This window comes from Cupriavidus sp. L7L (assembly GCF_004353535.1).
Classification (GTDB): domain Bacteria; phylum Pseudomonadota; class Gammaproteobacteria; order Burkholderiales; family Burkholderiaceae; genus Cupriavidus; species Cupriavidus oxalaticus_A.
Map to the genome: position 1 here is coordinate 1 of NZ_SMNY01000034.1, position 14,710 is coordinate 14,710.

12 protein-coding genes are annotated in these 14,710 nt (G+C 61.3%); 3 read left to right on the plus strand and 9 right to left on the minus strand.

Translation table 11 applies throughout. The features are described 5' to 3' along the window. On the plus strand, positions 1 to 216 hold a 216-nt coding region (locus E1J61_RS37910; protein ID WP_207951229.1), incomplete at its 5' end, for a hypothetical protein. Positions 217 to 467: 251 nt separating this feature from the next. On the opposite strand, the gene E1J61_RS27995 is transcribed toward E1J61_RS37910, so the two are convergent. The 9 genes from E1J61_RS27995 to E1J61_RS28040 form a co-directional block, all read right to left on the minus strand. After that, on the minus strand, positions 468 to 1,196 hold the full coding sequence (locus E1J61_RS27995; protein ID WP_243737005.1) for a transposase: 729 nt from the start codon (positions 1,194 to 1,196) through the stop codon (positions 468 to 470). 1,468 nt (positions 1,197 to 2,664) lie between these two features. After that, complete coding sequence (locus tag E1J61_RS28005) at positions 2,665 to 3,318, minus strand: ATP-binding cassette domain-containing protein (protein WP_133097192.1); 654 nt, start codon at positions 3,316 to 3,318, stop codon at positions 2,665 to 2,667. Positions 3,319 to 3,323: 5 nt separating this feature from the next. Next, positions 3,324 to 4,079: an ABC transporter ATP-binding protein gene (locus E1J61_RS28010; protein WP_133097193.1), complete on the minus strand. Its 756-nt coding sequence runs from the start codon at positions 4,077 to 4,079 to the stop codon at positions 3,324 to 3,326. After that, positions 4,076 to 5,056: a branched-chain amino acid ABC transporter permease gene (locus E1J61_RS28015; RefSeq protein WP_133097194.1), complete on the minus strand. Its 981-nt coding sequence runs from the start codon at positions 5,054 to 5,056 to the stop codon at positions 4,076 to 4,078. The genes E1J61_RS28010 and E1J61_RS28015 overlap by 4 nt, the downstream gene beginning before the upstream one ends. An 11-nt stretch (positions 5,057 to 5,067) precedes the next feature. Further along, entirely contained in the window at positions 5,068 to 5,964 is an 897-nt protein-coding gene (locus E1J61_RS28020) for a branched-chain amino acid ABC transporter permease (RefSeq protein WP_133097195.1), read from the minus strand. A 65-nt stretch (positions 5,965 to 6,029) separates the two neighbouring features. Then, positions 6,030 to 7,355: an ABC transporter substrate-binding protein gene (locus tag E1J61_RS28025; RefSeq protein ID WP_133097196.1), complete on the minus strand. Its 1,326-nt coding sequence runs from the start codon at positions 7,353 to 7,355 to the stop codon at positions 6,030 to 6,032. A gap of 384 nt (positions 7,356 to 7,739) precedes the next feature. Continuing rightward, a complete protein-coding gene (locus E1J61_RS28030; RefSeq protein WP_243737006.1) occupies positions 7,740 to 8,423 on the minus strand; it encodes a hypothetical protein in 684 nt (227 codons plus the stop codon). A 248-nt stretch (positions 8,424 to 8,671) separates the two neighbouring features. Further along, positions 8,672 to 9,553, minus strand: coding sequence for a glyoxalase III HchA (hchA, locus tag E1J61_RS28035; RefSeq protein ID WP_133097197.1), 882 nt, complete (start codon positions 9,551 to 9,553; stop codon positions 8,672 to 8,674). A gap of 193 nt (positions 9,554 to 9,746) precedes the next feature. Continuing rightward, on the minus strand, positions 9,747 to 10,712 hold the full coding sequence (locus E1J61_RS28040; RefSeq protein ID WP_133097198.1) for an enoyl-CoA hydratase/isomerase family protein: 966 nt from the start codon (positions 10,710 to 10,712) through the stop codon (positions 9,747 to 9,749). A gap of 840 nt (positions 10,713 to 11,552) precedes the next feature. Here E1J61_RS28040 and E1J61_RS28045 point away from each other — a divergent pair. Then, complete coding sequence (locus tag E1J61_RS28045) at positions 11,553 to 11,804, plus strand: hypothetical protein (protein WP_183300248.1); 252 nt, start codon at positions 11,553 to 11,555, stop codon at positions 11,802 to 11,804. Then, the gene (locus tag E1J61_RS28050; protein ID WP_243737007.1) at positions 11,801 to 14,605 is read left to right on the plus strand and encodes a LuxR C-terminal-related transcriptional regulator; all 2,805 of its coding nucleotides are present in this window, start codon (positions 11,801 to 11,803) and stop codon (positions 14,603 to 14,605) included. The genes E1J61_RS28045 and E1J61_RS28050 overlap by 4 nt, the downstream gene beginning before the upstream one ends. The last annotated feature ends 105 nt before the right edge of the window (positions 14,606 to 14,710 follow it).

Consider the following 14,710-nt stretch of genomic DNA (forward strand, 5'->3'; position numbering starts at 1 on the left):
GCGGCAATTCGTTGGCGCGGCGGTAGCGTGCCAGTTCCGCTATCCGCCCTGGTGAGTACTGCTGACGGACACGTCGAGCCGAGGCTGTCAAGATCATGCTTAACGATGCCCGACAGCAAGCTGATCGAACAAGGTTTTGGCTGGGTCAAGACGGTCGGACGCATGCGTCAGGTGATGGTGCGTGGACTGAAGCGAGTCGACCAGATTTTGTCCTGAGCATGGCCGCCTACACCCTTGTATGCATGCATTTGCTGGGACAGGCGGAAGTAACTTTGGGTCTTCCGCAATTTGTGTGACGACGGCGAATTCGCGTGGAGGACCCTTGCCGGCGTCTTTTTCGCCCCACTACCACCGTTCTTCTTACTGACTAACGTAAGCGAGCACGCCAGCCTCGTCCTGGCCGCACGAACTCAGGCGCCGACGATAGCGACCGGACCAGCGGGTCCAGTAGGACAAGGCAGGCCGGTTTAGTTTGGCTTCAACACCCGCAGCCGCAGAAGCTCGATATTGGCGCGGCCATACATTTGGCGCTTGAGGAGCTTGAGCCGGTTGACATGACCCTCAGTCTGGCCATTGCTCCATTGCAGCCTGAAGGCCGCCCGCACAGCCGGTAAGTCGGCGCGCAAGCTTTGCGCGAACCGACGCATTTCCTCAGCGTCGCAGCACGACAAACGTTTCAACCATCGATCGAAATGCAGCACACTTCGCCGGTGCATGAGTCCGAGAAACTCCCGCGCGAGACTGCGGACCTCGCCCACCACGGGTTCGATCTTGCACAGCGCCTTCACGAACCGCTCGTGGTCCGCGCTTTTTGGCTCCTCGATGGCGAGGTTCCTCCATCCGACGAGCCATCCGAACACGCGTCGGGCCGACGGCATCGGCATCGTGGGCTTCAGGACAAGCGGGGTCTTGCCCAGCGGAAAGAAGAGGCGGGTCACGCAACTCTGCACGCAGGCGGGACTGCCCTCATAGCCGCGCTGCTTGATTTCTTGCCAGATCAGTTCAGGAAAACGACAGCCCTGGATGATTCGTTCCTCGATATAGTCGCGATAGGGATCCAAAGGCGTCGGACCCCGCGCCTTGAGTGCGCGCTCGGGGAATGCTCCGGCCCTGACGTACTTCTGCACGGTTGCTGCGCTGATTGAGAGTTCGCGCGCGATTCCTCTGATCGTGCCGCCCTGGGCGCGTAGCGCCATCAACTGCTCGTACAACGCCAGCCGCGTGGCGCGTCGCTGAGCGCTCAGACGCTCCCATGACCGCTGTGAGTTTCGGCGGGGAATCCCCTGCCGGTCCATTCGGACCCCCCGCCCTGGGTGCACGCTCGGGGAATGCTCCGGCCTTGACGTACTTCTGCACGGTTGCTGGGCTGATTGAGAGTTCGCGCGCGATTCCTCTGATCGTGCCGCCCTGGGCGCGTAGCGCCATCACCTCCTTATACAACGCTAGCCGCTTGGCGCGTCGCTGAGCGCTCAGACGCTCCCATGACCGTTGTGAGCTTCGGCGCAGACCCTGCCGGCCCAGGGTCACCCTACTGACGTTTACTTGCTGGGCGGCTTGGCGCAGTTGTGGCCCGAGTCGGTATAGCAGCCGCTCGACGTTGTCGCACAGGTTGCTCAGCAGATGCCAGCGATCCGAGACTTGCTTGGCCGCCGGCAGCGCGAGGTCGACCGCTTCGGAATGGGCCCCGGCCCGGGTCCCTGGCGACGATCTCGATCGATGGGTGCGCACGCATCCACGCAGCCACCGCAATGGCGTCCCTACCGGCGAACACTTCGATCGGCTCACGTCGCTCCAAGTCGACGATGATCGTTCCATACTGGTGACCGCGCGCGATCGCCCAGTCATCGATGCCGACGACCCGCGGCTGTGGTTTGCGCTTGCGCTCAGGTACTCTGCGCAATTCTCGCAGCACGGTGTCAGCACTGGTGCGCAAGCCCAAGGCGTCGGCAAGCCGGGCTGCTGCCTCACCACCGAGGGCGTGGCCCAGCGCGTACAACGCCCGAGCCTGCGATCGCGTACGACGTTGATACCGACCGGCCAAGGCGTGGATGTTCTCGGAAAACGTACGACGAGGGCAGTTGGCGTTCATACACTTGAAGCGACGTACCTCAATGGCGAGAACGACCCGTTGCTCGAGCATTGGACGTTCTTCCAGCTTGCGCACATAGCGGCCGTGGAGTCGGTGACTCCAACTATGGCAGGCCGGGCACGGTGCCCTGCGAGCTGTACTGCGGGCTTCGACAGTAATGGTCTCCCCTTGCACTTCGCTGGAGACGAAGCGCTTGCCCACACGGGCGAGAATACGTTCGATCCCACCGAGAACTTGCCTCATGGTAACGATCAACGTACGGCCAAACCGGCCGGAAATCAAGGCCTTGACTTGGCCGTCACACAAAGTGCGGGACACTTTAGGACCGCTCTGCGAAGTTGCCGACCCGTCCTCATTCATAGGATCTAGTGCGGGAGCCATCGCAGGCGGGTGAGCTCGTACGGCCGGGATGAGGCTGGCGGGCGCGCTCAAGTTTGTCAACAAGCAGAAGAATGGTGGTAGTGGGGCGGGGGAGACGACGGCAAGGTCTCCTCCACGCGAGTTCGCCGTCGTCACAAAAATTGCGGAAGACCCGCAATTCTGACACAAAGTACGGGAAACCCTTTGCCATTGTTCTACGGCTGGACGCTGCCAATATTTGCACCGCGCTCGATGGTGTACTCCAAATCGACGATACGCCGGGAATGATTCAAGTCGCTCTGGGAGATGAAAATCGACAGATCGCTCGCCTTAAGCTTCAGGATCACTTCGGCCAGACGCTTGCTGAGCGCAGGCGCAACGCCTTCGAAAGGCTCGTCAAGCAGGAGGAGTCGGGTGCCCACAGCGAGTGCACGACCTAGCGCGACGAGCTTTTGCTGCCCCCCCGACAACAGCAAAGCCCGACGGTGACGCATTTCCTTGATCTCGGGGAGGATGCCATAGACGAATGCAAGCCGTTCGCTAGCCGATAGCGTGCGACTTGCCCACACGGGCAGCAAGATGTTCTCTTCGACGGTCAGCTCGGGTACCAGGCCACGGTCCTCCTGCATGTACCCGATCCCCAGCCTGGCGCGCTCGTGCGAAGCCAAGGTCGAAAGGTCACAACCGTTGAACAGCATCCGCCCTTGAGACGGCCGCAAATGCCCCATCAGGGAGCGCATCAAGGTGGTTTTGCCGGCGCCGTTGCGTCCCACCAGCCCTACCATCGTTCGGTCGGGGATCGTCATGGAAAGTCCCCGCAGCACCGCGGCGGACTGAATCGACACGTGGATTCCTTCAATGCTGAGCATCCTGATCACTCCGTTGCAAGTTCGCCGGTGACATACCGGCGCACATCATCTTGGGCCAAGGCGGCCTGCGGCGCGTCGTCGGCGATGATGCGGCCGCTGTAGAACGCGATGACGCGTGTCGCGTGCCGTTCGATGATCTCCATGTCATGCTCCACGAAGAGGACCGGAGTGTCCGGATCTTCTTTCAGGGCAAACATGATGGTTTCCATCATCTGAAACTTCTCGTCGGCCGCGACCGCACTGGTCGGCTCGTCGAGCAGCAGCAGCTTGGGCCGCGCTGTCAGTGCCATAGCAATGTCCAGCAGTTTGCGTACACCCCCCGGCAGCTCGCCGACGCGTCGACTGCGATGGTGATGAAGGTGAAAGCGCCGCAGCAGTTCCTCCGCCCGATCGACTGCCAACGGATCCCGGGCGGGCCGCAAGAAACCGGAGCGGCTGGCATCGCAGGCCAGTGCCACCAGCATGTTGTCGATGACGGATAGGTCGCCAAACAACTGCGGAATCTGGAATGACCGCGCAACACCGAGTGCGCTGATGACACGGGGGTTCATCCGCGTGATGTCAGTCCCGGCCAGCTTGATCTGCCCTTCGTCGGGCTTGAGATACCCGGTAATCATGTTGACAAAGGTCGTCTTGCCTGCACCGTTGCTGCCAATGAGACCGACACGCTCGCCCGGCCCGACCTTCACGTTGATGTCCGAGGCCGCAACGACGGCACCGAACCGCCTGCCGACACCGTTAGCTTCAAGAATGGCTTTCATTTGCGTTCCTCCCTGTTCCAGAGCGAGCCGATGCCACGCGGCAGAAATCGGATGATCAACAGCAGAAACAGGCCGAGCGCGAGTTGCCAGGTGTTCGGAAAGTAGGCGCTCGAGAATGAGCGAACGATCTCGAGCATGACGCTGGCCACGAACACCGCTGGAACGCTTCGATATCCGGCCAGGATGGCGACAAAGACGAACTCGCCCGAGGTGGTCCAGTAGCTGAAGCCGGGCTCAACGTGGCCGAGTGAGATTACGACCAACGCTCCTCCGACGCCGCCGCAGAACGCGGCTAGCAGGAAGTTGACACCCATGAGTCGTCGCACGGAGGTGCCGAGGTACTCGACTCGCAGCTCATTGTCTCGGGCTGCGAGCGTCACCAGTCCGTTTGGCGAATCGAAATTGACCTTGGCTAACAGCCCCATTCCAAACGCGAATGCGATCGTTAGGAGGTAGAGTCTGTAGGAGCCTGAAGCGCCATCGAGACGCTCTCCCAGCAGGGTGGGTCTGCCGACGGAGAAGCCGTCGGACCCGCCGAGCTCTGGCACCTTCATCAACACGCCGTAGGTGACCATCGATAGCGCCAGCGTTAGCGTTGCGAAGAAGATACCGCGGTAGCGCGCAAGCAATGGCGCGAAAGGCAAGGCCAGCAGCAAAGCCACGCCACCTCCTGCGATAGATAGCACCAGTGCGTCCGTCCACCCGAAGTGGGTGAACAGCAACGCTGCTCCATAGCCTCCCGCGGCAAAGAACATGCCCTGTCCAAATGAAACGACGCCACCGCGCATCAGGCCCACAATGCCGATCGAGACGAGGGCATTGCCGGCCGCCATAGTGATCAAATAGGTGAGCCAAGTGGGCGCGTGGAAGCCGGCTACGGCGAGCAAAGCGAATGTCCCGACCGCATACGCTAGCACGCGGGGTGACAGAAAAGCTGGCGCTTGCCGGGAGGCGTTGGCGTTGATTGTGGTATTCATGTGTAGTCGCGTTAAATCTTGCGTGCTTGAATGCGCTGGAACAGACCTTCCGGCCGAAACATCAGCACGATAGCCATGACCGCGTAGATTACGAAGAGCTCGGAAGAAGGCGCCACGTGCACTGCGACAGACCGGGCGAGGCCAACGAGAAGCGCCCCGATGGCCGCGCCTTCGATGCTGCCCAGGCCGCCGATGATCACGACCGCGAACGAGAGAACCACGACTCCGACCGAAACCCCGGGCTGCACCGAGATCATCGGAGCGGTGAAGGCGCCTGCGACGGCCGCCAGAAACACGCCGGCGCCGAAGGCTAGCGTGTAGACACGGGAGACATTGATGCCCATGCTGGAGGCCATCTCCGCGCTGTGGATTACGGCTAGGACGATCTTGCCCTGGCGAGTGCGATTCAAGGCCCACCACGTCGCCAGCCCCGAAACCACCGCTAAGCCTACCAGCGCGAAGTCGTAGCCGACATAGGACATCCGCCCTAAATCGACGCTGCCGAAGAGGCCGTAGGGCTCAGACACAAAGTAGGGATTCGCGCCCCAGATCAGCTTCGTTAGATCCTCCATGACGAGAAACAAGGCGTAGGTCACCAGCACGAGCAACACCTCGTCCCTTCCATAAAAGAAGCGAAGCAGGCCTCGTTCGATGACCGGGGCGATCGCCACCGCGACCGTGACGGCCGCCAGTAGCATTGCGACGAGTGACAGCCATGGTGCGAACTTCATGCTTGCTGCCCACCCTACGAAGCTTGCGGCGGCATAGGCGCCGAGAGCGTAGAAACTGCCGTGGGCGATGTTGAGGATCTTCAAGACACCAAACACCAGCGTGAGACCGAGGGCAACGATGAACAGCCAGGACGCGTAGTTCAGGCCGTCAATAAGCAGGGTCAGTAGATTGTCCATGAGCGGACTCCTTGGCGAAGAAAAGCAGGGCTGGGAACTCGCACACGCGAGTCGGACGCGTGGGATCAGGGGCAGCCCTTGGCGCCGGGAAAGCCGGCTTTGATCCATTCTTCGGCGGTGGTACCGCTAGGCGGATTCACGCACTCCGCGGGGAAGCGCACAACATCTTCGAGCACGACCATCTTGCGTGTGGCGTCATAGCGGGTACGCGCAATTGCCGTATCCTGGATGCCTTGCTGACCTTGGGCAACCGCCATGCGGATGCGCCCGCCCGGAGAGTCCCACTCGCTGCCCCGCAGTGCCGCGGCAAGCTGCTCGGGAGACGGCTTCTTTCCGCCATTGCCGGCCATAGCCTTCTCCACCGCGAGCTTGAGCCCCATCAAGGCCTGCGCCATCCGATACGGTGCGTGCAGAGGCGGGCTGTTGAAAGTTTTCGAATAGACATCGTTCCACCAGTCATTGAGGGGAGATTTCGGGGCGAGTTGGCCGTAGGCGCCCCGTGCACCGAGGATCACGCCGTCGGGCATGCGTTCGCCGAGCACCGGCAGCACATGGTCGCCCGCCGAGATCACCAGCTGCGTCCGCTTGAACAGGCCACGCGGAGCGGACTGCAGAATCAGTGCCTGCAGATCACCACCCCAAAGGCTCGTTTGAGTCACGTCGGCCGGCTTGGACATAAGGGCTGAGATCTCAGTGCCATATTGCCCCGCGCCGAACTTGGGCAGCAGGTTCTGGCCCACCTTCGCGGCCGGATAGAACTTGGCCATGGCAGAGATGAAGTCCGCCTTCGAGTCATGTCCCCAGGCGTAGTCCTGATTGATCAGGTTGAGCGACTCAACCTTGAAACTGCGGGCCTTCAAATAGCGGGCGAGCGCCACGTTATCCATGGTCGCGTGAGACGCCGTCCGGAAAACGTAGGACAGCTTGTTGTCCTCAAAGATGCGCGGCGTACCGCAGTCGTGCAGGATCAGGAAGCGCTTGAGCTCTTCGGCCACCGGCGCTACGGCCAGGCAATCGCCCGAGCCGATGTAGCCGACGACGGCGTCGACCTTCTCGCGGTCGTACAGCGCGCGAAGCTCCTGGACCTGCTTGGTTGCGCCTCCGGCCTCGTCGACGTAGACCGCTTCGATCTTCAGGCCGCCGAAGCCGGGTTTGTTGTATGGGGATGGTGCTGCGCCGCGATTGAAGGCCTCCACGAGGACTTTGGCACCGTTGGCTGCTGGAATGCCGAAGCTTTCTGCCGCCTGTCCCGAGAGATAGGTCACGATGCCGATTTTGAACGTCTCCTGAGCTTGCGCGACGCCGCCCGCTAGAAACGCGGCTGCCGCTGTAGTGGCGGCTAAAGCTTTCGAGCGGAAGGTGTAACGGCGTTCCGGCGAGTTCGAATGCATGAGTGTCTCCTCTTATGTGTATGAACTTCTGCGAGGAGATTACGAGAACATGCCATGCAACTCAGCCACTCCGGCGGGGGGCGATGGCGGGGGGGCAGGGATAACCCGCCCCGCGATATGGAAAGGCCCTCGTCCAGAACGGACGTTCTGCTCGTCTGATTACTTGCGTGGCACCATGGCTTGGGAAGAGTCCAACCAGGGCGTTCGGTACGTGAGAGCGCCGGCGCAATGTCATTGACAATGTGAGCCCCTGGCGCGGAGAAGCGTTGGAGACGCCTGCCGATGAACCACACGATGGACCACGAGCAGCTGCAGTTCTTGCGCTGAGCACGCGAGAGCGGGGGACAGTCGAGCCGCTGCCTCGGCGAATGAGCAGCACCTTCTTCACCGTCTATTCTTAATGGACCACATCGCGAACGGGTCTGATCGATGCCTATATTGTGTCCAGATCGCCTCGCACTCACTGCATTGAAATACCTGGGCCTCAGAAATTAAGCTCTCGCCAACGCTGCGGAAATGTTTCCCGGAGATTGGGCGGAGTGCGTTGTGACCGTTGGCGCAGCGCGAATCGCCATGGAGCTTCTCGCACAGGCTGCTGCGCTCAGAATGCAGCCACGTTGTGTCGGCTTCGCCGTTTCCATTGACGGCGGGGGCGGTATTGGCCGGCCTGCTGCCTGACAACGGCTCGCTCATCTCAGCATTCTTGGCTACGCTGCTCCCATGTCCATGCATACGACGAACGGCCGCCCAGTAGAGGACCATGATGGAGTCAGATCCGGTGAGCATTGCCGCCTGTCTGCAACGTTCACCATGATGATGTAGTGACAATCCGAACTCCGCTGCCGACGCAAAACATATGACGCGTCCGCGAGCATCGGACCGGTCGATCAGGGCGTCGATCAGAACCGCAACGTGCGCCAGATAGCTTGCATCACCGTTGCTCGCCCTCTTGATGGCATGACCATGCACTCGCTCAGTCGTTTCCCGAACCTCGTTCTGGAGTTTGAAAAAGGCAATTGAACGCTCCCGGAAGGATTTGGTTGGACTTCGCATGGCGGCAATCTGCACGCGTGGTTATCGGCTCGTCATTAAGCATGTTCGGCTGAAAATAGTTGGCCGAGGCAATGCCAGCATGCAAGGCTCGGCCAGGCAAAACCTCGGATCCGTTCGAAGATGGCGGCAATGCATTGCCCACCGCCCGGAAGCCTCGCAGTGCGGGACGAGAAGGCATCCCGCGCCGCAAGAGGCGAATCCATGTCTATGCAGGCAGTGCTAATAAAGCGCCCGAGCAGACAAGGTCTCTGATGGTGTGAGAACTAGCGCACGCCTGCATTCTGTACTTCGTCCAGTAACGCGCGCGCAGCCAGCTTGCCAAGATTGTTTCCCGCGAACGGGCTGTCGCCGGTGAGGAGTTTCCGGTCACGAAACGTGCTTCCATCGATTTCAGTGTTTACGATCTCGACTCCCATAGCAGCAAGTCTTTCGCCGAAGAACCAACGCAATGGACCGGGCATATAGCCAATGTCCGGCGTCTGCTTGTCCATGGCATCTGGGAATGCACAGATGCGGTAACCGCGAAAAAGATCTTCACCGTTGGGTCCGTCGACGCTGGCGGAAAGCAAGGCTGCAGGCCCGTGACACAGCGTGATGATGTACCTATCGTTTTGCATTGCCCACTGAAGGGTCGCCTTCATGTCCGCGCTGAAGGGTAGCCCCATCAAGGCACCATGTCCTCCAGGGACGAAAACGGCAATGTAATTCGCATCCTTGTCCAAGGAATTTACCACATCAGAAAGCTTAAGCGGCTGCTGGAATTTCTGTTCGTACTTTGCGTAGAGGGCCTTTATCTCGGCGTCTTCAGAAGGGAATGCCCACCATTCAAATTTTGTCGGATTGCCCGATAAGGTGGCAATGTCGAACTCGAAGCCTGCGCGGTCCAGGTGATACATCGGCAGGAGGGTCTCGACGGGATGGTTGCCAGTAGAAAAGAAGGTACCGTTTCCAGTCAGGAGATAGCGCTCATCTGCAGCGACTAGCAATACTTTCCAGCGACCGCCCTGATAAGCGTCCGGATAGTCGGCATCCGCGAGATTAGACTTGGGCGACGTAAATTGCGAAAGTGAGTAGGGGGAGGGAAAAAACGCCTTGCGCTCGGCTGGGTCAGGCGTCGGCTGCTTGCTGTCTGTCTGGGACGTCATGATAGGCTTCCTTCTAAAGAAAAATGGGTTTTAGAACTCAGTTTCCACCGGCTTTTACATCAAATGAGGGAAATCCCCCAATCACCAGCATGGGCTATGCACTCCGGCGCCTTGCTGTGTCCCTTACTTCCCGCTCGTATTAAGCGTCTCCGCATACTTGCGGGTAACCATTGTTCGGAGGCAGGTCGATTGCTTAATCGGCGGGCGGCAGCTTCGCGGACAGTTCAGGGAAGTGGAGTTCGCCTTCGTAGGTCTCGGCGCCGGCTTTGAGTATCGCCTTCACTCGCGCCTGTATCGCCTCGTTGGCTACGCAAAGATCCGCCTCGCGCGCTTCCACCAACAACCCTTCGGAGAAGGATGTGTCTGACCCCATGTCCACGGCCGCTTTCATGTGGGCGATCGTGGTGGGGGGAAAGGTCGCAATGCGGCGCGCGATCTTGTCCACGAACGGCCCCAGTTCCCCGGCCGGCAATGCACGATTGATATAGCCGTAGTGGTCGGCCAGTTCCGCCGAGAAATCTCCGCCAACCAACAGCACCTCGAGGGCACGTGCGCGCCCCATGCGCCGCGGCAGGCGCTGTGTGTTCCCGCCGCCGGGGACGAGTCCGCAGACGACTTCCGGCTGGCCGAACACAGCCTTGTCGAGCGCGGCGAAACACATGTCCGCGGCCAGCGCGATCTCGCAGCCGCCGCCGCGGGCGATGCCTTCGACCTTGGCGATCACAGCCTTGGGCATGTTGCGCAGGCGCTCCCCAAGCATCTGGGTTAGGCGGAAGGTGCGTGTATTCGAAGTGGTCTTCGGCGCCGAGCCGACACGGTGCAGGCCGGAGTGCGCGATAAATAACTTCGGCAGGGCGCTCTGCAGGATGACGACGCGTACGTTCGCATCCTGTTCCAGTTGTCGGGTCAGCCGGTCGAACTCCTCCGACAGTACCTCATCAAGCAGGTTGAACGGCGGGTAGTTCAACGTAACGGTAGCGACGCCGTGGTTCTGGGTGACCTGGATATGCTTGTAATCGGCGTAGTTCGCGCCGGCCCCCTGGGGTGGAGCAGGGCTTTCCGACGCAGCCCCCGCTTCGGCCGAGGCGAGAAACACTCCCGGCGTGAGTGTAGCGGCACCGATGGACTGGACGAAGGAACGTCGTGAGATAGTCGACATGGCAGGCTCCTTGGTTGAATTCATCTCGCGCCTGCCGTGCCAGGCTCGGCCAGAAGTTCGCGGTGAAATCGAGACTTGAAGAACGTTACGACTGCGCATGACGTTCCTCCAGAATGCTTCAAACTAAACATGCCACGCTATGGCCTGCGGTTCCCTTCGCGAGTAGTTGCTTGTGGAAGGGCGAGATTCGTCGTCAGCCTGAAGAAGCAAGCCTCGCTAACGCAATGATCAGTTCATCTTTGCGGCCTTTGCAAGGTTCCTCCCTAAGTGGGGGGTAGTCTGGCCTCGGCAATGTAGGCGCGATGCCGAAGTCGGCGTTCTGCTTTAGCCCACGAGCATTCGGCACAGCACAAAGGATGCTTGGCAACAGCGACGAAATGGCATCGTCGGGCAATCCCCCCCGTCTTCCCCCCCGCTGACGGTATCCCATGCCCTTGTGGCTTGACTTTCGTTTCGGCGATCATCTATTACGGTCGTACCCGAATCTGCTCGACTGATCCTAGTGAAGGCGAGTCAAGACATGGGTGGCAAGAAAATCCTCTTGATTTTTGGGAGCTTCAGAAGTATCCCGATATGGATCTGGCTACACGCACCTGGATGGGCGAATCTGTTAACTTTGTCAGGATGGTTGGGGAGCGGGGCAGTTACGTCGACTATGTAGACCCGAAAGGCGGCGATATGCTGAAGCGGTAACGGCTAACCGCCTCCGGGCCAGCCTGCAACTTCTGGGAGCCTGGTGATGGGGACGACCGTATTGGTTACTGGCTGTCGAGGCGTTGTGCGCATCAATGCGCGAGGAATTGAAACCTTACGGCGTCCAAGTTGCAACGGAGAATCCCGGTGCCTATCGCACTGGGTATCAACGATACCGGCATGGAAAGAATGGACCAATGGTGGGAAGACGGAAAGCAAGTGATGCAGCCAGGCGTGAAGCGTCCGCTGAATAACCAGCATGACCCGCAGGAAATGATTGATGCCATCATCGATGTCCTTACCGCCGCGTCGCATCCCTATCGCACGGTCAGGCCCCAGTCAGCTGGCGAGATGGTGCGCCGGGAACAGGCCGATGAATGGGATGTGATCGTCCAGTGAATCGCTCGCGAGACCGGGATGCGCCTCCGACCCAATCGTCTTATGCCGACGCGGCGCAGGAGCCCCGGTGCTGGCCGGCGCTGATCCTGACAAAGCTGGCGCCGCCGCGAACGCGACACTATGTGCACCGTGCGCGCGCCATCGGGCTGCTGCGGCCCGGCCTGGAGTGCAAGCTGACGGTGCTGGTGGCACCGGCCGGCTTCGGCAAGACTTCCTTGTTGAGTGAATGGAAGCATTGCCTGGAGAAGGAAGGCTGCGCCGTCGGCTGGCTGAGCATTGACGCTGACGACGACGATCTGTTCCAGTTCTGCGCTTACCTGCTTGCTGCAGCCAGGAACGCCTACCGGCAAGCTGGCGAGGCGGTTGCGCGCCAGCTGGAGCCGGATCCTCTGGCGTCCGCCGAGGCAATGCTTGCCGAGTTGCTCAATGCGGTCGCGACGCTGCCGCGACGGCTGGTGCTGGTCCTGGACGACTTCGACCGGCTGGCCGCTCCTGCCATTCACGAAGCGGTGTTCCGCTTGCTGCGCTATGCGCCCGATAACCTGCACGTGCTCGTCGCGGGGCGCGGTGAGCCGGCATTTCCGCTGAGCTACTTCGAGGCGCGTGGCCAGTTGCTGAGGCTGGATGCGCAAGCGCTGCGCTTTGACGCCGCGGAGACGCAGGCGTTTTTCTCTGTCGTTTCCGGCCGCACGCTGAGCGCTGCGCAGACCGAGGCGTTGCTGCAGGCGACCGAAGGCTGGGTCGCCGGCTTGCAGTTGGCGTCATTTGCCTTGAGCGAAAACGAACCGGCCAGGGAGTTTACAGAACGCTTGCCGTTTGCCCGGCGCAGCATCGAAGCGTATCTCAATGAGAACGTCTTCGTTCACGTCCCTGGGCCGCTGCAGGTCTTTCTATTGCGAACATCGGTGCTGGATCGGATGTCCGTGTCACTGTGCAATGCGGTGGCGGCGACCGATGCCGCACATGCCAGTTTCGAGTGGCTCGTCGCGAGGAATATGTTCGTCAGGCCGCTCGACGCCGAGTGCGAGTGGTACCGCTATCACGCGCTGTTTGCCGAGTACCTGAGAAAGCGCCTGCTGCGGGAGCGGCCGCATGAAGCGGTCGGTCTGCATCGCCGTGCCAGTGAGTGGTTCGCGGCGCAGTCGCTGTGGCCGGAAGCCGTCAGGCACGCGTTGGCCGCGGGGGATGTCGATCGCGCCGCCGGCTGGGTCGAGCAGTGCGCGATGAACCTGGTCGAAGCCAGCGACGTGCGCACGGTCCTAAGCTGGGTCGCCAAACTGCCCGCCGAGGCGGTACACGGTCGGCTGCGCCTAAGGCTGGCGCATGCATGGGCGCTTGCGCTGACGATGCAGACCCTCGCGGCCAAAGCTGCGCTGCAGGCGGTCGAGGACGATATCGATCGCGGGCAGCTGCCCCTGAGCAATGTGGTGCGCGTCGAGCTGCAGGCGGTCAAGGCGCTGATCGCGGGCCTGTCCGATGAGAGCCAGCTCTCACTGGAAATGGGGCGCAAGGTGCTTGCGCTCGGCCCGGAAGCCGGCTCATGGGAGGAAGGCATCGGGCTGACGACGCAGATCTTCGGGCTAAGCTATGCGGCGGGATTCGACGAAGTCAAACGCCTGCGACGTACGCTCATCCTCAGTACCGGGGCGGATGCGCCGATCTACGCCAAGGTGTACCGGCAGAGCATGGTCGGGCTCAGCCTGTTCGTGGAAGGCAGGCTGGGCGAGGCGGTTCAGTCGCTGGAGGATGTACTGCGCGAATCCAATGCGCGCGCCGGCAGGCATTCAGCCGCATCCGTGCTCCCGGTTGGATACCTGGCCGCCATCCACTATGAATGGAATGACCTGGACCGGGTCGCCGAATTGCTGGAAGGCCGGCTCGAGATGGCGCTGCAAGCGTGCTCGCTGGGGCCTCTGATCGGCTTTTGCGTGACGCTGGCGCGGCTGCGGCTGCTGGCGGGCAAGCAGGACGAAGCCTACCGGATCGTGGACGACGCAGAAGCCGTTGCCCGCGAGCGCCAGTGGCTGCGCATGCAGGTCGCGTGCAAGGCCGAGGCAATCCGTATAAGTATCGGTGCCGGAGATATCAGCCGCGCCACGCGGATCGGGAACGACTTAGAGGCGCTGGTCGGGCCGAAGCAGGCGACCTTACAAGGCAGCTACTTGGAGACCTGGCAACGCTTCCAGGTGGCGTATTGCCGGCTGCTGGTGGGGCGCGGCCGCGCCGCGCAAGCCGTGCCGGTTCTCCAGGGCGTGCAGGCGGAGTTGCGTGCGGCGGGCATGCAGTACATGTCCGCCCAGATTTCGGTGATGCTGGCTGTCGCGCTGCACAGTGCGGGGCAGCGTGCAGAGGCCGTGCTGGCGATGCGCGCCGCGCTCGCGTATGGCCAGAAGAACGGCCTGCACCGTGTAATTCTTGACGCCGGACCACAGGTCCGGGAGATCCTTGACGCGCTGCGCCAGCAGGAAGACCGCCTGGCCGAGATCGAGCCCTGGTATCTGAGTAAGCTTTACGCCGGGTTCGATGCGCCGGCAAGCGCGCCAGGCGTCAAGGATGAGCAGGCGGAGCCGGTCGCAGCCAGCCGGCTGAGCGCCCGCGAGGTGGAGATCCTGGACTATGTGGCACGGGGGCTTTCCAACAAGGAAATTGCCCGGGCCATTCGCGTCGCCCCGGAAACGGTGAAGTGGCATCTGAAGAATATCTTTGAGAAGCTGAAAGTGAATTCGCGTATCCAGGCGGTCCGAAGCGGCCTGGGCCGGGACCTGCCCCGGGTCACGGAGCGAACCGTGCCGCAGAGCTAGCGGCCCGCGCGCAAGACCCGAGCGCGAACCCCCATTAGCCTGTCCCATGTACTGCCCAGCCGGACCCGCCTTGCATGCAACCCGCATGGAGCCAGGGCGTGCGTT